Genomic DNA, 25,800 nt, shown 5'->3' on the forward strand with positions numbered 1-25,800 from the left:
TTTTTTAAAAAGTTACATTTAAACCAAGTGTTACAACTCTTGGATTAGGATATTGCGCACTAATATAACCTTGTAAAAGATTATTACGACCAAAATTACTTGCTTCTGGATCTATTAACCTTGTATTAGAGAATAATAATAGATTGGTTCCTGATAGATAAACCGTAGCATTTTTAATACCATTTAATCCCATCTTTTCTGGTTGGAAATTATATGCCAATCGTACCGTCTTTAAACGGATATGAGATCCATCTTCAACATACTCAGAATTAGGTAATGTATTCGTTACATTATCTCCACCTGCTCTAGGAATATTAGATGTTGGGTTATCAACCGTCCAACGGTTACGTATGTCTCCGAATTTAACAGTCTCTCCACGGTTAAAATAATGATTTCTCATTGATAGGTTGTATACTTCATTACCTTGAGTTCCTTGGAAGTAGAATGAAAAGTCCCAGTTCTTGTATGAAAAATTGTTTTCTATACCAAAGATTAAATCTGGAAAAGGGCTACCTACCACCACGGCGTCTTCTGTTGATGCGATACCGTCTCCATTTATATCTTCAAAATGAGAACCACCAACGATTTGAGGATCCGTTCTGCCAGATGCATCTATTTCTTCTTGACTTTTCCAAGTACCTAAATACCTAACTCCCACAAAAGCAGGTACAGTTTCTCCCACAATTAAACGTGTATTGCCTGAACCCAAAATAGGATCTGCAACAATATCAATAAAATCAACACCACCAAGATCTAGAATTTCATTCTTGTTGGCTGATAATGTTACGGTAGAATTCCAATTAAAGTTAGATGTATTGATATTTGTAGAGTTTACCAAAAGCTCCCATCCTGTATTTTTTAGAGCCCCAATATTTTGTAATTGGCTATTAAAACCAGTCTGCCTTGGAATAGTTCTTTCCAAAAGTAAATCTTCGGTTTCCTTGTAGTAATAGTTAAATTCTGTAAATACTCTACCACCAAATAATGACGCTTCAAGTGCGATATCAAAAGAACTTGTAGTCTCCCATTGTAAATTAGGGTTTGCAGGTCTACCTAAAGTTACACCAGGAACTTCTACGCCGTTAAGTGTTGTGTTTGCCCCTGTTAACAATCCAAGAGTGCTGTATGGGTCAATGGCTTGATTACCTGATTTACCCCAACTCGCTCTTAATTTTAAGTCTTGAAATATATCTTGATCTTGCATAAAATCTTCCTCCGTTATTTTCCAAGCACCCGCTATTGAAGGGAAAAACGCATATTTATTACCTTCTGCAAAACGAGAACTACCATCTGATCTACCTACTAAAGTTAATAAATATTTATCTTTATAGGAATAGTTTAATCTTCCGAAAAAAGATGCGAATTGAAATCCAGTAAAGTCACTTGTTACTACAGACCTTGTAGGGTCTGAGTTATTTAAATTATTAAACCCTGTAGCATCACTGGTAATACCAAAAGCTTCAGCCTGAGCTACCTCTGTAGATACTTTTTGAAAAGAAGCACCTGCAAGGGCAGTAATACTATGGTCTTCTCCAATATCTGTTTGGTATTGTATCGTATTTTCATTGTTCCATCCATTAGTATTTACAGTACGAACGCTAGCACTTCCTTGTCCAAAATCCCCTACCGCAAGTAAACCTGGCAACTGGCTAGAACTAAATCTATTTTGCTTCGTATTATTAAATTCTGGACTGAACGTTGAGCGAATAGTCCAATTGGGAGCTGGACTATACTCTAAATACACTGTTGCTAATAAGTTATTAGTAAACGTTTCGTTTGTATTTAAATCTATAGCTGCCAAAGGATTGTTGAACGGTGAACCAACTACGTCATCAAAGCCATTATACGAACCGTCATCATTAAAAACAGGTTGTGTACGAAGGATACCAAAAGCTGCCTGACTAAAACTAGCCAGCGCATTATCTTGTTCTAGTCTCGAATAATTTAATCTAAAACCTGTTTTTAATTTATCACTTAGTTTAAGATCTAAATTTGTTCTAAAAATGTATTTTTCAATACCAGAACTTTTCACGATACCTTCTTGATTAAAATAATTCATTGAGGTATAGTAGTTAACATTATCAGTAGCTCCAGAAATGGAAACATCTGCATTGTAAATAGGAGCAGTACCTAATACTAAATCTACCCAATCATTGTCTGGATATGTAGACGGATCATCTGGAAAAGGAATAGCTACACCCCTGAAATTTGCGTGCTCATTAGTAAACTCTATTTGCTCTCTTTGGTTTAATCTGTCTGGTAGTTCAGGCAACATTTGTGAACTGGTATATAGGTTTACACTTACTTGAGGTTTTCCTGTACCAGCTCCCTTACCGCTTTTTGTAGTAACCAATACTACACCATTCGCACCTCTAGCACCGTAGATTGCGATAGAAGATGCATCTTTTAAAATTTCAATGGATTGGATGTCATTACTATTAATGTTGTTTAAGTTAAAGTTTGTACCTACAATAATACCATCAATAACCCAAAGTGGCTCGTTACTCCCCGTAATGGAGTTACCACCCCGCACTCTAATAACAGTACCCGCACCTGGAGCACCGTTAACCTGAGTTACCTGTACACCTGAAGCTCTACCTTGCAAGGCTTGATCTACCCTTGGCACTGGAAGGGCTGCTATATCTTCTGAACTTACGGAAGATACAGAACCTGTTAAATCAGACTTTCGTTGTGTACCGTAACCAATAACAACTACTTCGTCAAGCGCATTGTCCTGCTCAAGAACAACATCAATAGTAGTTTGGTTTCCTACTACAACTTCTTTTGTAGAATAACCTACATAAGAAAATACTAGTGTATTTTCTGAACTCGCATTAATGGTATAATTACCATCAAAATCTGTACTTGTTCCTGTGGTGGTTCCTTTTACCACTACCGTGGCTCCAGGAAGCGGCTGGCCATCTGCACTAACTGTTCCTTTAACAGTTTGGGCAAAAGACATTGCTACACATGAAAACAAGAAAATGGTAAACAGCCCAATTCTTCTGAAATTAGGTGTCTCATTTAGTTTAGTTTTTAGTTTCATAAATTTCAAGTTAAAATTGTTTATTAGAGTCCTAAAATATTTCTTAAAAATTAATGGAGTGTCCTGCACTACCCGTTATGAACTGTCCTGTTATGCTCTATCCTGTATAATTAGTACTACAAAATAATTATTAGGAGCCTAGGTAACATATTTGTCTCTTTGTGTTGTATTGTCTTTATGAAATATTATAGAGCTTAGTAACAAAAACTGCCAGAGGATACTTTGAAGAATTATGTTATCTAGCGGAATTAAAAAAACGACAAAAGCGATTTATTCTGAAAAAGAGATATTTACAAAACGTTTTATATCTTGATTTTTATTGGAGTGCGTAATTAAAAAATCAAATTTTACGGAGAATAAAAAACAAAATTTAAGCGCATGAGAATGTAGTATACTTATCATTAATTTCCCCTATAATCGATCTACACTTTTTCAAAAAAACAAACTAAATCCTATAAATATAACTCAATACTTTACACTAAAAAGTGAGCATACCACTAATTAAAAAAGGCATGAAAATTGATTTTCATACCTTTCTAATCTTCTGTTTAATATATACGATTACTAAAACTAATCTGCCAGGGTAATTTATTTATGTTGTAATAATAGGTTTTACTTAGCTTTTTCTCTTTTGTTTATTAAATAAAATTTTATTTTTCACATCGCCTCATCACAAAAAAGAAAGGCACAAGTAGCAAATATGCTAACCTGTACCTTCTTTAACTAACTCAAACAAACTAACTAAATCTAGTACTAAAAGTGTTTTTTTAATTTTAGACTAAAAATAGGCACTTAAAAAAGCAATCTATACCTATTTTATTTCTGATATTATGGTTATTACTAGATATTGTTATTTTATTCAATGGTATACACCATCATTTGATCAAAGAACAGACGCTCATCATCAGCTGTCGTAAGTGATTCAATGGTTAAGGTATAAGCTACGACATCTAACAAAAGACCAGAGTTAGCTGTGATCCAACGCCCCTCTAACCCATTATCAATATCATCTCCATCAATATTTAATAGTTCAATAGTTTCGGTCGTGCCATTAGCCCTTTCTATTTCTGCCTTAATTATAATTATATCTGATTGTTCGTAACCAGCTACCGAGGCATAATACTGTACTTGAACTCCTGTTCTTGGGTATACCGTATGATCTACTTCAACACGATCGAAAACAATACTTAGTATACCATCAGAATCTTGTGTTTCGTAAGCTTGAGAACCATCTGGAAAACCTGCTTCAATAATTCCATCTTCAGAGGATACACCTATTTTTTCGCTAGTAAAACCTGGGTTTGAGCCATTGTTAAAGTCCATAAAAGATCTAAAACCAATTTCATCATCTACTCCAGTACCCTGTGCTGTATATTGCACAGCACGTTCTCCTGGGTTATTTACCAATTCTTCGTCTTCGTTTGCCCCTCCTGGTTTAGTATAAGGTAAATCATTACCAAAGGGCTCTTCAAAAGAAGTTCCTCTTAATTTTGTTGGTGGTGGTAAAACAAATGTAAATCCAAATTGAATTGCTTGTTCTCTAGATGTCCTAAACACATTAGCACCATTATTACCTCCATTTTGAGTATTGGTGGAGAAATCGAAATCTGATCGTGTTCCTTTAAAAACGCCATTAGGGGTTGTTACCTTAGCTATAAATACTAATGGCTCAGATAAGCTAATTTGTTCAATGGTAAGGTTTAAAGCACTTAGTACTTCTGCACCTGTAAATTGCAATGTTGCGGGAAAAGCATCTATGGTTATAAAATTTTCTACTACAATATCATCATATATTAAATCCAATTGATAGAGTGTTGCATTATTATTAGGGTCAATAACACCCTCAGAAAAGGTAAACTCATCAAAAGTCAATAGGTTAATGGTATTTATCTCTAATTCATCGACAAATTCTATATAACCACCTCGTTCAAAATTTTCTTCAAATATATTGTCCACACTATTACAGGATAATCCTAGTATCAATAGTGAAATTAAATACGTTTTTTTCATAATTAAAATATTTTATATTATTCAATGAAGCCTGATGGGTTTGTATCCCAAAATACCTGTGTTGTAATTGGCTTCTGACTAATAGATGGATTACTATTAACTGCATTTTCTGGGTAAGCAAATGTTCTTGGAAAAGGAGATGCTGTTGTTATAACTGGAACTTGAAGACTTGACGGAAAACCTGTTCTCCTATATCCGTTGTAACCTTCCGTAGGGTTTCCATATGAAGCTATGTAGAATTCCTCTAGAATTATATCTAATTTACCCGTATTGTCTGCACTTCCATAGTTTGCCAAAACTTCTGCAACATAATCATTAACATCTTGATTTGATGCTGCAAACGGCGAACCTAATGCAGCTCCATTTGCAAAGTTCAGTACTTTGGTCATAGACTTTGTTATGGCAGATTCTAAAAGTGCTTCAGCATCGTCATTGGTGCTGAGTCTCAAAGCTGCCTCAGCTCTTAAAAAATCTACGTAAGAAGATAACATTATTGGAAGTATACCAGCCCCTCCAGCATGAGGTGCATTGGAACCAGTAAGTATTCCACTTGGCTCATCAGCTGGATTATTAGCATCAAAGGCTCCTCCAGCTGGGTAAAGTCCGTAAATAGTACGGAATTGAAAATCTGATGAAAATGGTCTTAAATCCCCATGATCTCTACCAAAATAAGAATTTCCTATGTAGCAAAAATCAAATCGTGTATCACCTTGACAAGGTAATACTGATGAAGGAGGATCTATACTTGCTTGTCTGTAAACATAATATCTTATTCTTGGATCTGGAGAGGATTTGCCATTTAACAATAGGTTTAAAAAGGAATTACCCATATAATTTCCTGCCAAATCATTTACATATGCGGCATCAAAATTAGGGTGACGACTTTCTGGATCGGTTTGGGTACCATAGCTAAATTGAAAATCATCATCTACACTATCAATAAAATTGTTCTCTGCTATTAAACTGTTTAAGGCAGATACATCTCCTAAATTAACCAGCATTTTTAACTTTAAGGAATTAGCAAGTTTTATCCACTTCTCTTTATCTCCTCTATAATACAAATCGTTTAATGGTGTTAAAGTTGCTGCATTCATATCCTCAATGGCTTCATCTAATTGTATCAGTAACGCATTGTAAATATCCAATCCTTTATCGGGTGCAGGGCTAAGTATACCCTCGTCTGCCCTGTTGGCTTCAGTAAAAGGGATTTCTCCCAAGTAATCTACCATTACAACAGTTGCGTAAGAAGTGATAATTGAAGACATTCCTCTGTGATACCTTAAATCTTCATTATTTGCAGCTATTGCTTCTAATACTTTTGCATCTTGTAAAAACGTGTAATAGTTTGACCACTCTCCTATTAACGCTCCTTGGTCTGCCTCTTCTGCATAAGCATTACTTAATGCTTTATATCGCATAATTTCATCATTCTCATTATCAATATCAGACAAGACATCTGCAAACTCTAATTGAATATTATTCAATATAAAGTTAGGATCAGCATTATCAGTAGTAAGAGCATTGGGGTTAACCTGAAGTTCTTCTCCAAAATTAGAGATTTCACAGGAAACGAGTATTACAGAAAGTAATAACCCTATTAGTTTTATATTTCTCATAGTTCTCTTTATTAAAAATTAATAGACACACCAAAAGCGTAACGTGAGGTTGTTGGGAAATCATTATCCACAACTTCAGGATCCATGTTAAATGCTTTTGGAAAATTAGGTGCTTTATGAAACACGTTTCTCCCTGTTAATGTAAACACTATACTATCAAATGGTAGTTTTTTAGTTACGGATGAATCTAAATTGTAAGACAAGGAGATTTCACGTATTCTAAACAAAGAAGCATCAAAAGTGTACCCTTCTTCAGAATTATAGTAATTACTAAACACAACCCTATTACCTATTTCTTGAGTTGTATTTGGTATGGTATTTCCATTTACATCAAGTATAGGTTCTCCTGTTGCAGGGTTACCATAAATACCAGGTACTACAAAGGTGCCTTCTCTATCTGCTGTAGAAGCAATAACACCTCTTTCAAAAAGTTCTTCTACAACTCTAGAGGTTCTGGTGCCTCCATGCGTATATTCCAACTGACACGATAAGGAAAAGTTTTTATATGAGAAATTGTGAATAGAGGTTGCTCTCCAATCTGGATTAAAGTTTCCTATAATTTCGTCATCAAGTCCAACTTCTCCGCTTACCAATAATTCTCCTGTAGTTGGATTAACAAGCGGAGTACCATTATCATCCCTAACAACATAAGTCCCAATATAAGTACCTAAGGGTTTACCTAAAATTGCAACTTGTTCTACTTCTCCGCTACTATCTAGAACAACTCTTTCTAAATCGTTTGGTAGTTCTACTACCTCAGTTACAAAAGAGGTAAATACATTTCTAACATTCCAGTTAAAAGCTTTGTTTTTAAATAATTTTACGCCTAAATCTATTTCTAGTCCCTCAGTATCTAACCTTCCTGCATTTATATTGGTATTGGTAAATCCTGTTGCTGGAGGTAAAGAGGTATTAAATATTTGATTCTCAGAAATTCTTTTAAATACAGATGCATTTAATGTAACCGCATTGTTTAAAAGGTTAGCTTCTAACCCTAGTTCGAACTCGCGATGTAGTTCTGGTTTTATATTAGGGTTAGCTAAAGTATTTAATAATGAATTAGTGATGATAAGCCCATCGTTAAGATCTTCAAACTCACGTGGGTCTGACGCTAAACTATTTCTTGTTCTATACCTACCTGGAAAACCTGCAGAAGTAGCATATGCCCCCCTTAGCTTAAGAAAATTAATAGTATTACCACCAAAATTAAATGCTGATGTTGGTATAAAAGATAGTGAAACCCCAGGGTAAAATAAGGTTTGATTTTCTCTTTCTAGAGTAGACGATATGTCGTATCTCCCCGATAAACCTAAATAGAGGTAATTTTTATAATCAAAATCAAACTGTCCAAAGAAACCTGCTAAATTATCTCTTCCTTCTGAATAGCCTGCATCTGCATTATTCCTAAAATTACTTGGTCTTAAAAACCCAAATACAATTTGATCTGTAAATCGAGATGAAGTGCTCTTGTCAACCTCCAAACGAGAATTCACACCTAACTGGGAACTAAAACCTAAAGTTTCTGTTATATCGTACTCAGAAGCTAAAATAAATGTATTGTCTACCACAAACTCCGTAGAGGAATCTATGTCTAAAACTCCGCTATTTCCAATAACACCATCAAACCGTCCGCCTCGATTTCTATAGCCAATAAAGCTTACAACTTCTGTTTGTAATCCACCTCTATATTTTAAGGTGTGGTGATCATTTAACTTATAGCTTAGATTTAAACTAGCAGTAACCCTATCAACCTTGGTGTCTCTTCCCGTATTATTGATAGTCCATAAAGGATTTTCGTTACCATTTCGATAGAATACATTTTCTCCAGTTTGAGGGTCTTGATATGGAAGATTATGAATATCTAAGCTACGAGGAAGCTGCCAGAGGCGATTAAACAAGAAACTACCTACTTGAGAATTTCTAGTTCTCGTGCTATAACCAACTGAGGAAGACACTACAATTTTATCGTTTAGCCTAGCTGTACCACCAACATTAATATTGAAACGCTTAAAATCGTTATTTCCTATAATACCATCCTCCCCTGTATAACCAGTAGAAAAACTAAAAGACGCATTTTCTCCTGTAGCTACTGCATTTAAGGCAAAGTTTTGACCTACCCCTGTTCTAAAGAAATCGCTAACATTATTTGGTGCAGCAACATAAGGTACTTCTACCCCTGCAAACTGTGAAAAACTAGGGTTATTGGCTAAGGGATGTGGTACCGTTTCAACATCACTAAACCTTGCTCCCCAACTACCACTGTTCCCTACTGTACCTGGATTTGTATTAAAATTGTTCCCAACGCCATATTCATTCTGAAATTCAGGTAAATTTGCTATTTGATTTGCATAAGATGTGTGAGATACATTCAAGCTAAAACTTTTCTTTCCCAATGCTGCATTCCCACTTTTGGTCTCAATCAAAATAACTCCATTTCTTCCTTCACTACCATATAATACAGCTGCGTTCAACCCTTTTAATACGGTTATGTTTTTTATATCATTTGGGTCGATATCTAAAAGGTTACCATCATAAGGAATATTATCTAATACTATGAGCGCTTGATTGGTTCCTGTAAGTGATAGATTCCCCCTTACAGTAATCGATGTAGCTGCCCCACTGCTACCATTTGGAGCAGAAATTTGAACACCTGATATCTTTCCTTGTAAAGTTCTTGAAATATCAGTCTCTGGTCGCCCTTCCGTTTCTTGGGTATCTACCTTAGATACAGAATATCCTAGAGCCTTTTTAGATTTAGAAATTCCCTGAGCTACAACAATGACCTCATCTAATTCGCTTGCACTTTCCTTTAAACTTATGTTCATAAACTCAATACTTGCGGGTAATTCAACCTCCAAGAATCCTATAGATGTAAATACAAGGGTTGCTCCTTCATCTACACTAATTTCAAAACCTCCGTCAAAATCTGATGCAGTACCATTAGTCGTACCTTTTTCTACTATTGAAACCCCTGGTAAAGGCAGTCCCAAATCATCTACAACTTTACCTGATACTTTAATTTTCTTTTGAGCTTCCTTTGGGTTAGATTTTGTTTTTAATGGAGGTAAAACGTGCTCCATTTTACTTAAAATAATTTGCTTACCCCTGACTTTATAAGTGGTTTCTGTATTATGGAATAGAGAGTTAAGTAAATTATGAATAAGCAATTGATCTACTTTTATAGAAACCCTCCTATTTAAATCAACATGTTTTACGTTATAAATGAATTTAAATTCGGTAGTCCTCTCTATCTCATCCAATACTTGATCTACTTTGGCATCAACCACATCCATTGTTATCCTAGTCTTCTGGGAGTAACCATTATTAGCATTCATGCAAAACACAATGGATAATAGTAAAATGGTTGTCAATTTCATTTTTAAATCATATTTGAAAGTAGGCAAACGTCTCCTCCTTCCTAATAAAAGTTTTTTCATATTTTTGTGTGTTAATTTTGGTTATTTCAGATAGAGATAATCAACTATTTATACCGGAAGATGCTCCAACATTTTCCGGTTTTTTTTACACCTATCTGTTTTAAAAGTTTGTTAGTTTTTTGTCATTCTAATTTGTATTCATATAGTGTGTTTTAGTTAAAGTTTATTTTACATTAATTATGTTGTTTTCTATGGCATAGTTCATATCATAGCTATCTTTAAAATAACTTAAAATATCCTCTATAGTTTCGTTATCAAAACTCGCATTAAACACCTCTTGGCTAAAAGTTGGGTTATGATTTACGATTGTTACATTATATATTCTCTCTAATTTTTTTGAAATGTTCTCAAAAGTTTGGTTTCTAAACATGAGTACACCATCTATCCATGAAGTGTAAAGCCCTGTATTAACACTTTGTTTGGCTATTATTCCTGTTTGGCTGTTAAGTACACCTATAGTTCCTGGAGTTAAGATGGTAGAATCTGTATGATTATCTTTTGACAAATCAACCGAGCCTTCCACGAGCACTACAGATGTATGTTTATCTTCTTCGTATAACGAAACCACGAACTGGGTTCCCAGAACCTCAACATTTAAATTATTGGCATTTACTATAAATGGATGTGCTTTGTCTTGTTCAACATCAAAAAATGCTTCTCCTGATAGAAACACTTCTCGTGTTTTACCCGGAAGAAATTTTATAGGATATTTTAATGAGGTTCCTGAGTTGAGTAACACTTTAGTGCCATCTGATAGCACCAGGTCAAACTTTTTCCCATTAGGGACTTTTAGTGTATTATACACCAAGTTTTCAGAAGTTATTTTATCTGAGTATACTAATTTATTTCCTGTTTGTTCCCCTATTACATTACCCTCATTATCAATTACATTGGTATTCCCATTTTCTTTAATAACTTGAATACTCCCATTATTAAGCTCAAGTGTTACAACTTCATATTTGGGAGTGAGTGCTCCTGAATTGCCTTGAAAAAAGTAACCCAGTTGGTATAAATATCCTGCTGTGAAAACACTAATAAAGATTACAACTACCGCTATTATTTTTCTTATGTTAAAAATATTGTCTCTTTTGGGTTTTGCCTTAATAATTTCATTGAACATTTTATCTGCATCCTTATCATCCATACCTGGAAACTTTTCCAACAATGCTTTTACCGAATCGAGCGTTGGAAAATCAGATAAATCTTTAGATTTCCTAAAGTAGGATACTATTTGTTGTATCTCTTCTTTTGTGCATTTTCTATTTATATATTTCTCAAATAGTACTTTTAGTTGGTCCGAATTCATTTTTCTTTTTATAGTTGTACATATATAATACCCCTAGGCCAGTCTCAAGTACCACTCTGTTTTTAATTTTTTTATTTTGAAATAAGAAAATGAAGCTCTTAGGCCTATTCCTAGGAATATTTAGTTACGGGAAATGATACATATTGAAGTAAAATAGAGGAACAGGTTATATTTATATCCAACCAGAAATCAATAGAAGTAATCCTAATGTGATATCTTTATCACTTAAAATAAAACTACGAAGGGTTTCCAAAGCACGACTCATTTGGTTTCTTACTGTATTTGGAGAGATACCGAGTTCTTGGCTAATGTCTTCATAGCTTTTGCCATCGTTTCTAGACATCTCGAAAATTAATCGTCTTTTAGGCGGTAATTGCCCTAAAGCGTTTTGTTTTAAAACTTCCAAATCGGCTTCTCTCATATACCTATCTGTGGAATTTAAGAACTTTTGCCCTCTGTAGAAGACCTCTTCCCTTAGTTTGAGGTTATTTGCCGCTTTTTTTAGAAACTTAATGTTTTTGTTTCTTGTTATGGTAAAAATATAAGCTTTAAAAGAAAGTTCAGGATTTAGTGTATAACGTTTTGTCCACACTTTTAAGAATACATCTTGAACAATATCTTTGGCATAAACTTCAGAACACACCATACTAAGACTATACTTGTACAAATCATCCCTATACGCATCAAAGAGCTTTCGGAACGCTTCTTCGTTACCTTGAACAAGCTCCTGTATAAGTACTTTTTCATTATGTTTTTCCTTTCCTGTCATTTTAATAACAGCTAACAAGCTAACTATCCGTATACATAAAACATAGGTAATTTCAGGTTTTTGGGGAAATTAGTGCTGAGCTTAGAATGTGTACAAAACCCATGTTATTCTTAAAGAATACTCTTAATACAACATACGCTATACAAACAAACTTAACCAAACAGATTTAAATGTCAAAATTATTAAGATGAGAGTAGATATTTTAGTGGCCAGCATTGCCGTCTCATATAACGCAGTACGCATTTTTGGCATCAATTTTTATATTTATCTTAAATACCTCCAAAGACAGTATACTGTATCCTGATAATACCTAGCTCTACTTATTTTTTCATAATTAACACGTTATTTTTAATATCAGTATCAGGAAAACTATCGGATACCAATTCTATAGAGATAAGTTCTTCAGTTTTCACATCTACAAGAGTTAAATTAGGGTTACTTTGCCATATTTCTGGAGTCTTTTCTATACCCAATGTTTTACCATTAGCATATACAAGTTTTAATGTAACAGGCACAGGCAAACCTCCAATATTTTGTATGGTAACACCTGACTTATCTACACGTTTTAGCTCTAAGTCTGCATAACCATATTCAAACACCCATTTTTTCCAAAACCAATTTAAGTTTTTTTCACTTATATCGTTAAACGTAAACATAAAATCATAAGGTGTAGGATGCTTTCCTTTCCACCTGTTTATATACTCTTTTAAACATGTTTTAAATTGTTGTTCTCCTAATAAACTTTCTAAAGCTAACAACATAAAGGCTGGCTTGCGATAAGATAGTTGAAAATGTCCTTTTCTAATTGTTAAATGATTTGTTGGCGCAATTAGAGGAGATTCCCATTGCTTTCCAGCATTTACTATATAGCTACCCATTGTTCTTGTTAGCTGTCTATTTTCATCAGCTGTGTCTTTATAAAGCTTTTGTATAAATTTAATCGTAAAAAAAGTAGCCCACCCCTCTTCCATCCATGAATACTTAATTTCATTAACGCCTACATAATGTGGCAAATATGTATGCGAAGCTTCATGAAATGTCATATAATCATTGCTCTTGGGGTTTTTACTTAAACCGTTATTTGCTAACATTGGAAATTCCATACCGTCAAATTCTGGGACACCCATATAAGTAGTAAAAGTGTCATAAGGAAAGGGTATCCCAGGGTAATCATTTACCAAAAAATTTAAGCTCTTATTTTGAACCTCTAGTATACCTTCTGCATATTTTTCGTCTTTAATATCATAAATCAGGTTTGATACTATCGAGTTATCATCAATTACTACGTTTTGTGCAACCCACTTAAAATTATTGCTTAAGCCAAAGGCAAAATCTCTAACATTAGTCGCTTTATATTTCCAGACAGTCTTTTGTTCTTGGCTACCCTCTTTATTTGATATATTACCTTTAATTATTGTAACTGGATTTGGAGTAGCTTTAACAATCTGGTAACTCTTAAATTCATCTGCAGTAAAAACCTCTTTAGGATTTAACAAATTACCTGTTGCAGAAACCTTATAATCTGAAGGCACTTTTATATTCACTTCATAATTAGAATAATCTAAATAATACTCTTGTGCACCAGTATATTCGCTACTATCCCAACCATCAATATCATCATAAACTGCTATTTGCGGATACCAATAGCCTACAAATGCACTTTTACCATCATAAGCACCCATTCTGTTAACATAAACCAAAGGCATACTTGTTTCCCAAGTCATGGTAAAAATAGCTTTTGAGTGAGGAGCTAACGGTTTTTTTAAATTCAGCCTAATATAAGATGAACGTTCGGTTACAGTAATTCCATTGATAGTTTTTGCAGTATCTATATTCTCAGGAGCGAGATTTGTAGATTTATGTTTCTGTTTTAATTGAACCTCGATACCATTTACCGTTAAACCACTTATTTGCATGCCATTAGTTAAATTCTCTACTGGAATTTCGTTTGCCCGTAATGCTCCTCTCTTATAATGATTAGGATGCATTTTTATATATACTTTATATAGACTATCTGGACTATTATTTTTGTAGGTTACTATTTGGCTACCGATAACATTCCATGTACCTGGGATTACTTCAACATCAATTGAGTATGTACATTGGTTTTGCCAGTAATTTTTTCCTGGAGTCCCATTGTATGCTCTGGTCTCATTATTATAAGCCTTTTGAAATTCCACAGGCATATAGAGTTCGTTTTGCCCTTGTAACTCAAAAAAGGCACATAATATAACAAGTATGAGTGGTGTTCTCATAATTTTACTGACAAAATGAAAATTGATTTGCACTATTATTTTCTAGTTATTAAATAAGAACGATCTCCTTCTAATACTGATACCATTTTATCTATCTGTCCTTGACTAAAACGTCTTCGACATAAACCATCAGCATCACTTCTGGTTCTCCCTGATGAAGTCATAATATTGAACGTATCAGGGTTATATTGCATCCCATTAGCATCTTTCTCTGTGCCAATATAAGCGCAGTTCCTCATATTTCCATCATTGAGAACTGGTGATGCTGGTGTATCGCAAATTTTATCTCCTGCTTGTTCACAATTAGACCCATCTACCAATTCGGTATTTCCATTCGGACCTCTAAAATCATCATCGGTGTGATACAATCCTAAATAATGCCCCAGTTCGTGAGAAGCTGTACCGGTATTTTCCATTGTTACAGATGAGCTTGTTAACTTGATGTTATTCCCTTCATCAGGAAATAAAGCTGTTGCGCCTATGTTACGAAGGTTACCGCCACTGTTACTCTGTAAAACCCTAAAATAAAATATATTTGCTGCCTTATCATCTTCAAAAGATTTTAACAATCTAAGATCTCTAAAATCGTCCTGTTTTAAGAAGGATGTGTTCCACCCTGTATTATCCAAAAACTTTATTTCTTTTGTATAAAATTGAATTTTGCCCGGTTTAAAGTTTTTGTTTATATCTCCCATTATTTTTTTTATTCTTGCTTCATCAACGGGAGCATTCGTTCCGTCATCTCGTCTAGATATATGATGTACCACTGGTATTCTTAACGTATCTCCTGATGTTGTTACATCTGGGGTGTCTGGTACTTCATTATCAATAGGATCTTCTTTTTCTTCGGAATTACTACTATTATTACAATTAAACAAAAACAAAGTGCTTACTATGCTTAGCATAGTTAACACTACTAAAAATCTATTTTTATTTTTCATGATTTTTCAAATTTTGCTATTATTCAGAATTCTTAAAAATGTTAATCCATAAATTATATTTTCCTGCAATAGGTAATACCTCATTACACTACTACCACTAATTATAAAATAAGCTTCTTATATTATTTGGGTTTAAGGTCTGGCGAAGCAGGTGTATCAAAAAAGCCCCACCTGCTTCAGCACAATTAGACCCATCGACTAACTCAAGTCTTCCTTGACTATCTCTAAAATCATCATCAGTGTGATACAATCCTAGATAATGTCCTATTTCATGAGTTGCTGTTGCCGTATTTTGAATCCTTACCGATGAAGCACTCAATTTCAAATTATTTCCCTCATCAGGAAATAAGGCAGTTGCCCCCAGTTCTCCTGTAATTTGACCACCTCTTCTATTAAGCAATGTGATGAAGTAAAATATATTTAATGCGTCTGGATCCTCAAAAGAGGAAAGTACCTTATTACTAATAAAATCATCTTGTTTTGTAAATTGTATATTCCATTGTGTATTATCTACAAATTTGATGTCCTTTGTTACAAATTGAATTTTGGCAGATTTAAAACTTGAATTAATATCTCCCATTATTTTAGCAATACGCCCTCCTGTAACTGCAGGATTTGTTGCATTGTCTCGCCTAGAAATATGATGTACTACTGGAACCCTTAGCGTATCTCCAGATATAATCCCATTTGGATTATCATCGGGAATTTCTTCTTCCATTAGGTCTTGACGTATAACAGGATCGTTGCCATTATTACAATTTAACACGAATAATATCAGAAGCGTATTTAACATAATAAAAACGATTTGTTTTTTATTTTTCTCTTTTTCATTTTTTTTCATAGAAGTAAGAGTAACAAATACATTTATATTTTAATCTTTAAAAAATGGTTCTAAAAACTCGTATCGATTAGGTATATTATTCCTTACCCAATCTTCAATACTTTGAGATAATCTACCTGGATATTTTACCATGGTATATACAAATATGGCAGTTTCAGGTATATCTTCTTTATCAGGTATACGCTGCGCATATTCTGTCATATAAACACCGTCTTTTTGTCTTGCATTTAACCATTCTGTACTCGCTCCGTATCTTTTTTCAAAATAAACATGAGCTGTTTCATGAAATACAGTGGCTTCTAATTGATTACCTGCAATTCTTTCATCAATCCGTTCAGAGAATATAAAGAAAAATTTACCATCAGGTTCTGCGCTAACCCCACCTGCACCATCAATCACAGCAACATGGTTTAAATCATCTCTCATAAAAACAGGTAACTTACCAAGTTTATCCGTCAATTTATTGGCATACTCCGTAGCCCGTTCTACGCTTCCAAAATTACTACGACACCAAATACCTATTTTTTTATCTCCAGTAAAAGTAGCTTCAAAAACATAAGCGTTTGGATCATTTAACTCAAATTGTCCTTTTGAGGGGATTTCTCTATTAAATTGTCCCAAGTATTCGATACTAATAAATGTATCCGGATCTGTAGCTTTTATAAAATCTATACCTGTACCATCAATCGAAAACTCAAATAAAGGTTCATTATCATTATTTGTATTTACATCATCATTATCATCTTCTTGATCTATAAGATCTTCTCTAATAACAACATCTTTATCTGTAGTACAATTAGTCAAAACCAATAGCATTGACAGATATAAAATATTAAACACACTCTTTAATTTCATAGCTTATTTTTTTAATTTATTTGCTCTCTAAAAGAACTTTTCTAAAAATTCATACCGCTTAGGAATGTTTATTTTTATCCATTGTTCTATTTCGGGCGACAGTCTGTTTGGGTATGTTTTCATGATATACACAAATAGTGCTGTTTCAGAAATATCTTCTTGGTGTGGTTTGCTTTCAGCATATTCTGTGATAAACGTTTTATCAGCAGCTTGAATTTCCTTCCAAACCTTGCTTTTAGCATATTTTAAATCAAAAGTTACATGTGCTGTTTCATGAAAAACAGTTTCCTCTAAATCATTATTACTAATTCTCGTGTCCATATTATCAGAATATAATACAAAAAACCTACCAGCATCTTCTGCAAAAGCCGTATGATCACCTGTATGAATTACAACATGATTTAATGTTTTCCGCATAAAAGATGGTAATTTACCTAACCTAGCGGTTAATTTATCTGCATACACTTTAGCTTTTGTCTTATTGCCAAAACTACTGTGCAACCAAATTTCAATAGTTTTATCATCTGAAAAATTAGCTTTAAATACGTAGGCACCATCATCCATTAACTCATTACTATTAAGTGATCCTGGCATTTCCTTGGTCTCATTTCCTATAAATTCAAGACTTATAAAAGCATCCTCATCGTTTTCTTTAATAAAATCTATTTCCGTGGAGGTTATAGAGGTTTTAAACAAAGGTTTTTTATTTTGGTAAACTTCTTTATTTAGAACTACTTCGCCATCAATGGCTATTTCTGCTTGTTTATTTTTGCAAGCGGAATTTAAAAAGATTATTACTAGAACAATAAGATATTTCATCATGTTTAAATATTTAAAACTAAATTTTAGATATCTAACTATAAAGGTTCAAAAAATATAGTTCCATTGGTTTGTATACCATCAGGATCAGTTAAAGTAAACTCACTTAATTCTATAAATCCTTCTGCGTTTGAATACCCTCCAAAGCCTCTGAATGTATACTCTGCTGAATCTCCAGATATTTCACAAGTGAAAGTTGCTTCACTTATAATCACTTCAGATCCTCCTTCTTCTTCTCCAAAGAAAACGCCAAGCTGAACTAGATCATTATTACATCCTAGTCCAAGAAAATCACCAGATAATATATATTCATTACAGTTATCTGGATTTTGACTAAATATGCCTATACCAAAACTCTCATTCCCATCAATATTTACTATACTATTATATTCGCCTTCAAAACTGCATCTATCTCGATCATCTCCGCCTCCAGTATCTCCAGATTGTTCAATAAACAAGTTTCCTGTTATCGTTTCTCCACCTCCAATGAGCTCATAACCAAAAAACTCCATAAATCCGTCATTACCACTAAAGAAACCTGAAGCATTAAATGTATAGTCTATTGTTTCTCCTCCTTCATTTGTACAACTAAATGTGGCGTTTTCTACAATAGCGTTACCTTCATTTCCACCCTCAACAAAAGGCTCTAGGAACATTAAGAACTCAATATCATTGTTGGTGCAACCTAAATTTAAAAAGTCGCCACTAATCGATATCTCATTACAACTTTCTAATAACGACGATATAATAATATTTTCGCCATTATTAGAATCTCTGGCTAAAAGTTCTCCTTCAAAATTTGAAAAATCGAAATCTAGGTTACAATCTCCACCATTATCGTCTCCAGGATCGTCTAAACGTCTAATGTTTAAAGTTCCTGTTTCGGTTCCATCAGGAGTAATCATGGTATAGTTTAATTCCGCCCTTGTAAGTTCTCCTTGGTATATACCTGTTCCTTCAACGGTAAATTCTCTTGTTTCACTACCATCCTCAGATAAACAAGAATATGTAGTAGAGGGTACTGTAATAGTCCCTTCAGAAGATTCAGGACTATTTGGTGTGAAAACAAATAGAATTTCAACATCGTCATTAAAACATCCCTGATTAAAAATACCTCCACCTGTAAAAATATATTCTCCACACTCAACACCTAATCTACCTATCGTTACGCCTTCGCCATTATTAGAATCTACTGTTCTTAGCTCTCTTACATAATTGGATAAATCGAAATTTAAGTTACATGCTTTATAAGGATCAGTTCCGTTAATAAACTCATCTATGTTTGCTATAAGATCTCCATCACAATCGGCGGTTCCCCAAATAGTATTATCAGAATTAAAACCAATATATCCTTCTTCTTGTGCAGGTACACAGGGGTTTTCTGGCTCTTCGTCTATAAAATCTGCAACACCATCTCCATCTGTATCAATTGTATTTTCATCTAAGTATGGATTTCTAGATTGATCTTCAAACTCGTCTGCATTTGATACTCCATCTCCATCACAATCTGCATTTTGCCAAGTTTCATTAAACACATCAAAACCTATGTAAGCCATTTGCTGTGCTGGTAAACACGGATCGTCTGGTGATTCATCTAAACTATTTATAATACCATCTCCGTCTGAATCAGTTGCAGCACTAACAAAAGCCTCAACATTTTCTTCACAAGATATTGTTATTAAAGACAACATTATAACTGCTATTACATGAAACCATTTTATATTTAATGTGTATTTCATAATCTTTGTTTTATAGTTTTTTAAAGCTTTTTATTATTTAAGACAATGGTCTTATAATTAGTGTTCCTGTTGTCACTCTTTCTTCATCTGGTATATCATCTCCCAGTTGCGTTATAGTATATGTAAATTCTACCGTACTTGATGCCCCTGCATAAGTACCAAAACCTTCTACTGTAAACTCTCTAGTTGAGGTTCTATCTTCTGATAAACAAGAATACTCTGTTAGCTCTACTACTATGCTACCGTTTGACGATGAGGAATCATTTGGGGTAAAAAAGAATGGTATACTTAAATCGTCATTAAAACATCCTTGATTAAACAAACTACCTCCTGTGAAGAAAAATGTACCGCATTCTTCTCCTAGAACTCCTATTGTTACACCTTCTCCGTTATTGGAATCTACAGTTCTTAATTCTCTTTCATAATTACCTAAATCAAAATTCAATATTTCATTACAGGGTAAATCTGGAAGTGGATATGGCGAATCTCCATTTGCTAATTCATCTGCATTTGTAATACCGTCGTCATCACAATCTCCCATAGCCCACACTTCATTATCAGGATTAAAATCCTGATAACCTGCAAATTGCTCAGGCAAACATGGATTGTTAGGTTCTGGATCAACATCATCACGCACACCATCTCCATCTGCATCTCCTATTGTAGACTCGTCTATATAAGGGTTTCTCCCATTGTTTACTTCGTCTGCATTAGACATGCCATCTTCATCACAGTCTGCAGCACCCCAAATACTATTAAATGGGTTGAAACCTGTATAGGTTAGGTCTTGTAATGGCAAACATGGATTATTAGGATCAGAATCTCTACTGTTTTCAATGCCATCTCCATCTGGATCATTTAAATTTCTCAGTATGGTTATGTTGGATATTTTAGAAACATCCTTTTTTCTTACTTGTACTTGCAAAGTGATTTCGTTTACATTGCCAGAATTAAAAATCTCTGGAGTGGCTGCTATAATTTCCCCAAAACGCACCCCTAAAACAACACTGTTTTCTGGGTTTTGAGATAGTAATGTAAATGTTACCTCTCCACTATTAGATGTGCCCCTTGAAAAGCCTAGAGTATCTAATTGCTGTACCACTACTGGTGCTGTAATTGTAAAATCTTCTGTATTAACGGTAACTCCAGAAACACTATCATCAGATTCGTTACATGACACATACATTACTATAACTAGTAAGCTTGCTAAATATTTATATACTATTTTCATAATCGATTCTATTTACTATTTACTGTCTTGGATTTTGTTCTATTTCAGGATTTGCAACAATGTAATTATTAGCAATTGGGAAAGCCCAGTTTAAACTATTAGGTTCGATAGATACAGTTTCTCCATCAAATGTGTGCGTTACTGTTATTTTTTGTTCATCAAAACGGTTATAGCGTTTAATATCAAAGGTTCTTAATACACTTGGTGCCTTCTCTCTTCGTATTTCATCTTTTACAAATGCTAAAAGGTCTGCTTCGTCAGTGATATTAACTGGATTATATGTTCCTGTTGCATATCTATTACTTCGTAAGAGGTTTAAATCACTATTAGCCATAGACACATTACCCAATCTGGCATTACACTCCATTCGTATCATATATAAATCTGCAGTGGTTATAGATACATTAGGGTTATTATTTGCCCTGTGAGCTACAAATACAGGATTATCAATAGGTGCAAAGAAATACGTATTGGCATCAGCAAACCATCGTTTTCTGAGATCATCATCGGCATACAACCCATAAAATTCTGGTGTTGATACTATAGTAAAACCTCCTGAATCTTTAAACCAAATTAATTGTGGATCTTCAAGAGCCAATGGAAAAGATATCACATTGGCATCTCTCGGATCGGTGGGATCGCTATTAATATTTCTAAGGGTGTTTTTTAGTCTTAAACCACTATTTGCAGCATCAAGTGCCTCTTGATATTTACCTTGAAATAACAACACACGTGCTAAAAACGCATAAGCTCCTGCTTTAGATGGTCTGAATGTTAAATTTGCTGGTTGTACATCTGGTAGTGCATTAATATTATCATTGATATCTGAAAGTATTAAATCGTAAATTTCTTGGACAGATGCTCGTGTAAAGTCTGCACCTTCTAGATCAATACCTTCTCTTATCGGCACACCTAAATCGGTACTAGCTGTTTCTGGATTATAATGTACACTATAAATATTTACTAAATTAAAATAAGCAAATGCACGTTGCAATGAGGCATCGGCTCTTAATTCTGCTATTTGTTCAGGAGTTCCATTTTCAGCAGTTTTTAAACCTTCTAAAACCACATTGGCCACATATATTTGGTTGTAATATAATATCCATGTGTTGTCATCCCCATTATCAGTTGAAATTTGATCTCTAAACAAATACATATTGATTTGTTCTGGACTTATCCCAAAATTTGCTCGTACTTGTTCTGATAGAAAATAATTATCACTGGCCAAAATCGTAAAGTCGTGATGTGAGCCAAAACCTTGTGTGAAATTAATATTTGGATCTGGTTCTACTTGATCTAACAACGCTCTAAACTCTTCTACCTTTGTTGGTATTACTTGTCCTTTAGGCTCAAAGTCTAAAAAATTATCTCTGGTGCAACCTGTTAAAAGGAATGCTGAAACTAAAATTATATATATTGAATATTTCATAAATTTCTATATGAATTAGAAGTTTGCTGTAACGTTTAAAGTAAATGTTGGTGGAATAGGAATTGTTCTACTTATAGGATCTACATCCCATTTATTAAAATTCCATACCTTAAGGTTATCGCCTTGGATACTCACGGATAAATTGCGCATTGCTAGCTTATTTGCCAAGTAATCTGGGAAGCGATAAGAAAGATTTACCTGTGCTAACCTAATTGTTGTAGCATCATCTGTATTTCTATCAGATTCATCTAAATATAAATACAATGGTGTACCCGTTTCATTGGGAGATGTTAATCTAGGCACATCTGTTAATAGCTCGTCCCCTGGTTGTTGCCATCTACTTGTCCAATCGCTCCACACATTAGTCCTAAAAAACCTTGGATCGTAATTTCTTTCAAATCTAAATCTATTACCTCCAGAGTAAGTGGTTAGTACGCGTAAGGATAAATTTTTATAACTAATAGTGTTTACTACTGACCCTGTTTTATTTGGCGATCTAGAGCCTTCACTTTTTAAGGCTTCAATAGCTCCAATATCTCCACCTACTTCAATAATTTCGTTGTTCTCATTAAAAAATGATGGATTACCATTACTATCTAAGCCTGCATATCTAAAACTAAAGAAAGCATCTACTGGTTCTCCTATAACAAAAGCATTGGCATCATATTGTGTCCATAAGAAAATCTCTCCAGGGTTACTTTCATCAATACTCGTTACCTTATTTTCATTAGCACTGAATAAAATACGCATGTCATAATTAAAATCTTTTGATTGAATAATGCGCAAACCTAAATCAATATCAAAACCTCTATTATAAAGTTCTGCTACATTTAAGAATGAAGAAGATAATCCATAAGTAGGGCTTAGATTTCTTCTTGCCAATAAATCTTCACTTCGTCTGTCATAAAACTCTATGCTTCCGTAAATTCTATTATTAGCCATAGAATAGTCTAAACCTAAATTTAAAATTTTGGTTTTTTCTAAACGTAATGTTGGGTTTGGTGGGTTAGAAATAGTTAAGTAATTATTTAAAAAGCTACCTGCATCCCTACCTTGTCTTGCTACAAGAAATGGAGATGTGTTCCTGTCTACATTTCCACCAGCTCCATAAGTTCCTCTTAAGTTAAGGTTATCAAAAAACTTTGATTTGAAAAAGGATTCGTTAGTAATATTCCATTTAAAACCAGCCGAGAAAAGTGGTGTGTTTCTAAACTCTTCTGAGGCACCAAAGAGATTGGTGTCATCTAAACGCACACTTGCAGAAATAGTATATCGGTTATCGTAGTTATACGCTGCATTGGCATAATAGGATAAAAATCTATTTTCATTGTAAACAACGATTTCCCCATCATTTATAAGGCGTTGCCCCCCAAAAATAGCATCTTCATATAATGTATTTAAATTAGGTTGTGTAAAGATTAGGGATTGATCATCATAACCATATTTTCTATCTCTATTAAATTCTGATATTTGTTTGCGCACTTCATATCCAGCAATAGCATCTATATTGTGTAGGCGATCTTTAAAATCTATAGAATAATTAATTTGTGCTCTAAACGTGTTATCTGTAGAGCTTCTGGTTGACGTGTTTAATATAGACCCTACTGGTACAGGCAAATCCACTACTTGTCCGTTTTCATCTAATTGAGCAAATCTGTTTACCGTATTTCTTGTAAAAAACCTGTTTTCGTTAAACAAATCCCTTCCAAAAAAAGCATTGTATAAATATTGATAACTTAAGTCTACCGTAAGCCCTTTAGTTATTTCATAGTTTATACCTGTTTGCAAACGTAAATCAGTAGATGTAGATGTGTCGTCAACGTTATCAGACTCTTGTTTTAAATTGAGGGTCCAAGGATACGGATATCCGTTTTGCTGTGCTAATTCTGAACTTTCAATGTTAACACCATTAAACATTGGGAGGTAATTACCATTATCATCTACAATTCTTTCAAATAATGGGTAGTTATTTAAATAACCTACAGCTCCCGTACCGAGACCATCTTCATTTTTTGTTTGCGTTATATTACTTATAAAGCGTAATTTTAATTTATCGGTTAAATTATAACTTGCATTAAGATTTAGAATAAATTGATCTGTACGATCGTTAACTATAGGTCCCTTATTCAAGTTATAGACTAGAGACGAATTAAAATTATATTTCTCTCCACCACTTGAAATCCCTAAATTATACTGATTCCATAGCTGTTGCCTTAAAAATAATCTTGAAAATTCTTCTCTTCCATCATTATTTCTAAGCGCATTAATTCTTGCATCTGCAGTTGCAATATCTATATCTCCTCTATTAAGACGTAATAGTGTTTCTCTAACAGAATTTGTTTGAAATAACGAAAACTCATTAAGAGAACCACTAAATAAATCTCTTTGCTGAGAGAATTGCTCAAATTTGAATAATTCAATTTGATAGTCTACTTGGGTACTGGGATCCGCAAAGGGAGAGTCAAAAATATCCTGTTTTAAGGTAACTGCAGTATTCACCGAAACACTTACATCTAACTTTTTATTTCTAGAACCACTCTTTGTAGTGATAACAATAACGCCATTGGCTGCTCTAATACCCCAAATTGATGAGGCTGCAGCATCCTTTAGAATAGATATCGTCTCTACATCATTAGGGTTTATCGTACTAAAGCCTCCTGGTATAGCAAAACCATCCACAACTACCAAAGGCTCTGTTGTGGCATTGATAGAACTTCTTCCTCTAATAACAAGACCAATACTATTTTTTTCTTGGATAAAAGGATCAAATTGTACCCCAGGCGCTTCCCCTGCTATTTTAGAGATTATATTTTGCTCTATTTTACGGTCTAAGACCTTACTATCTATAACTGCAAAAGATCCTGTTGCACGTTCTTTACTAATTTTTTGATATCCTGTAGACACAATTTCCACACCCTCCAATTGTTCTACAGAAGGTGTCATAGTGATGGTATAATTAGTTTCAGCGCCTAACAGAAGTTCTTTACTTGCAAACCCTAAATACGAGAACACTAATATATCTCCCTGTGAGGCATTTATTTTAAAATTACCATCAAAATCAGTAGATACGCCTTTCTGGGTACCTTTTATGATAATAGTTACTCCTATTAAAGGGTTTCCTTTATCGTCATAAACAGTTCCTTCGATTTGTTGTTGTGGGGAATCAGTTTTGTAACTTTCATTAATATGGTTTGATACCGCTAAGTCATCATAACCATAAATTTGTAATGATGTAAGACACAAACCAAACATGATTACAAATTTTAGTAAAACTTGATTGAGTTTATTTTTCATAAATGTTAGTTTTTTGATAAAAAATAGATGACAATAATATCACTATTGATAATAGTTTAAAGATTTTAGTTTTTTTGTAATTTTTTCTCACACATATCGATATAATAATTGTAATTATTTACTATAAAATTAGTTTTATTGAGAATATTCTAAAAGTTGATTTTTTGGTAAAACTCCTTTTTTTTAGTGGAAACAAGTTTTTTAATGTGTTT

At 33.8% G+C, this 25,800-nt stretch carries 15 protein-coding genes; all 15 read right to left on the reverse strand.

Going from position 1 to position 25,800, the window contains the following annotated elements:
- Nucleotides 1-4 precede the first annotated feature (4 nt).
- The 15 genes from JS605_RS07800 to JS605_RS07870 all read right to left on the reverse strand — a co-directional run bounded on the left by JS605_RS07800 (nt 5) and on the right by JS605_RS07870 (nt 25,588).
- Complete coding sequence (locus tag JS605_RS07800) at nt 5-3,046, reverse strand: SusC/RagA family TonB-linked outer membrane protein (RefSeq protein ID WP_203257134.1); 3,042 nt, start codon at nt 3,044-3,046, stop codon at nt 5-7.
- An 855-nt stretch (nt 3,047-3,901) separates the two neighbouring features.
- Nucleotides 3,902-5,056: a hypothetical protein gene (locus JS605_RS07805; protein WP_203257135.1), complete on the reverse strand. Its 1,155-nt coding sequence runs from the start codon at nt 5,054-5,056 to the stop codon at nt 3,902-3,904.
- A 17-nt stretch (nt 5,057-5,073) separates the two neighbouring features.
- Nucleotides 5,074-6,672: a SusD/RagB family nutrient-binding outer membrane lipoprotein gene (locus tag JS605_RS07810; RefSeq protein WP_203257136.1), complete on the reverse strand. Its 1,599-nt coding sequence runs from the start codon at nt 6,670-6,672 to the stop codon at nt 5,074-5,076.
- Between the two features lie 11 nt (nt 6,673-6,683).
- Nucleotides 6,684-10,109: a SusC/RagA family TonB-linked outer membrane protein gene (locus tag JS605_RS07815; protein WP_203257137.1), complete on the reverse strand. Its 3,426-nt coding sequence runs from the start codon at nt 10,107-10,109 to the stop codon at nt 6,684-6,686.
- Nucleotides 10,110-10,272: 163 nt separating this feature from the next.
- The gene (locus tag JS605_RS07820) at nt 10,273-11,415 is read right to left on the reverse strand and encodes a FecR family protein (protein WP_203257138.1); all 1,143 of its coding nucleotides are present in this window, start codon (nt 11,413-11,415) and stop codon (nt 10,273-10,275) included.
- A 172-nt stretch (nt 11,416-11,587) separates the two neighbouring features.
- Complete coding sequence (locus tag JS605_RS07825; protein ID WP_203257139.1) at nt 11,588-12,184, reverse strand: RNA polymerase sigma factor; 597 nt, start codon at nt 12,182-12,184, stop codon at nt 11,588-11,590.
- Between the two features lie 320 nt (nt 12,185-12,504).
- Nucleotides 12,505-14,439 (reverse strand): M1 family metallopeptidase, encoded by a 1,935-nt coding sequence (locus tag JS605_RS07830; RefSeq protein ID WP_203257140.1) that lies wholly within the window; start codon nt 14,437-14,439, stop codon nt 12,505-12,507.
- Nucleotides 14,440-14,474: 35 nt separating this feature from the next.
- Nucleotides 14,475-15,380, reverse strand: coding sequence for a M43 family zinc metalloprotease (locus JS605_RS07835; protein WP_203257141.1), 906 nt, complete (start codon nt 15,378-15,380; stop codon nt 14,475-14,477).
- A gap of 97 nt (nt 15,381-15,477) precedes the next feature.
- Nucleotides 15,478-16,221, reverse strand: coding sequence for a zinc metalloprotease (locus JS605_RS07840; RefSeq protein ID WP_203257142.1), 744 nt, complete (start codon nt 16,219-16,221; stop codon nt 15,478-15,480).
- Between the two features lie 30 nt (nt 16,222-16,251).
- Entirely contained in the window at nt 16,252-17,076 is an 825-nt protein-coding gene (locus tag JS605_RS07845; RefSeq protein WP_203257143.1) for a hypothetical protein, read from the reverse strand.
- 27 nt (nt 17,077-17,103) lie between these two features.
- The gene (locus JS605_RS07850) at nt 17,104-17,898 is read right to left on the reverse strand and encodes a hypothetical protein (protein WP_203257144.1); all 795 of its coding nucleotides are present in this window, start codon (nt 17,896-17,898) and stop codon (nt 17,104-17,106) included.
- A gap of 35 nt (nt 17,899-17,933) precedes the next feature.
- Nucleotides 17,934-19,634: a hypothetical protein gene (locus JS605_RS07855; RefSeq protein WP_203257145.1), complete on the reverse strand. Its 1,701-nt coding sequence runs from the start codon at nt 19,632-19,634 to the stop codon at nt 17,934-17,936.
- 37 nt (nt 19,635-19,671) lie between these two features.
- The gene (locus JS605_RS07860; RefSeq protein WP_203257146.1) at nt 19,672-20,865 is read right to left on the reverse strand and encodes a hypothetical protein; all 1,194 of its coding nucleotides are present in this window, start codon (nt 20,863-20,865) and stop codon (nt 19,672-19,674) included.
- Nucleotides 20,866-20,884: 19 nt separating this feature from the next.
- Complete coding sequence (locus tag JS605_RS07865) at nt 20,885-22,294, reverse strand: RagB/SusD family nutrient uptake outer membrane protein (protein ID WP_203257147.1); 1,410 nt, start codon at nt 22,292-22,294, stop codon at nt 20,885-20,887.
- Nucleotides 22,295-22,309: 15 nt separating this feature from the next.
- Entirely contained in the window at nt 22,310-25,588 is a 3,279-nt protein-coding gene (locus JS605_RS07870; RefSeq protein WP_203257148.1) for a SusC/RagA family TonB-linked outer membrane protein, read from the reverse strand.
- Nucleotides 25,589-25,800 lie beyond the last annotated feature (212 nt).

It is taken from the genome of Hyunsoonleella ulvae (assembly GCF_016827605.1).
Classification (GTDB): Bacteria; Bacteroidota; Bacteroidia; order Flavobacteriales; family Flavobacteriaceae; genus Jejuia; species Jejuia ulvae.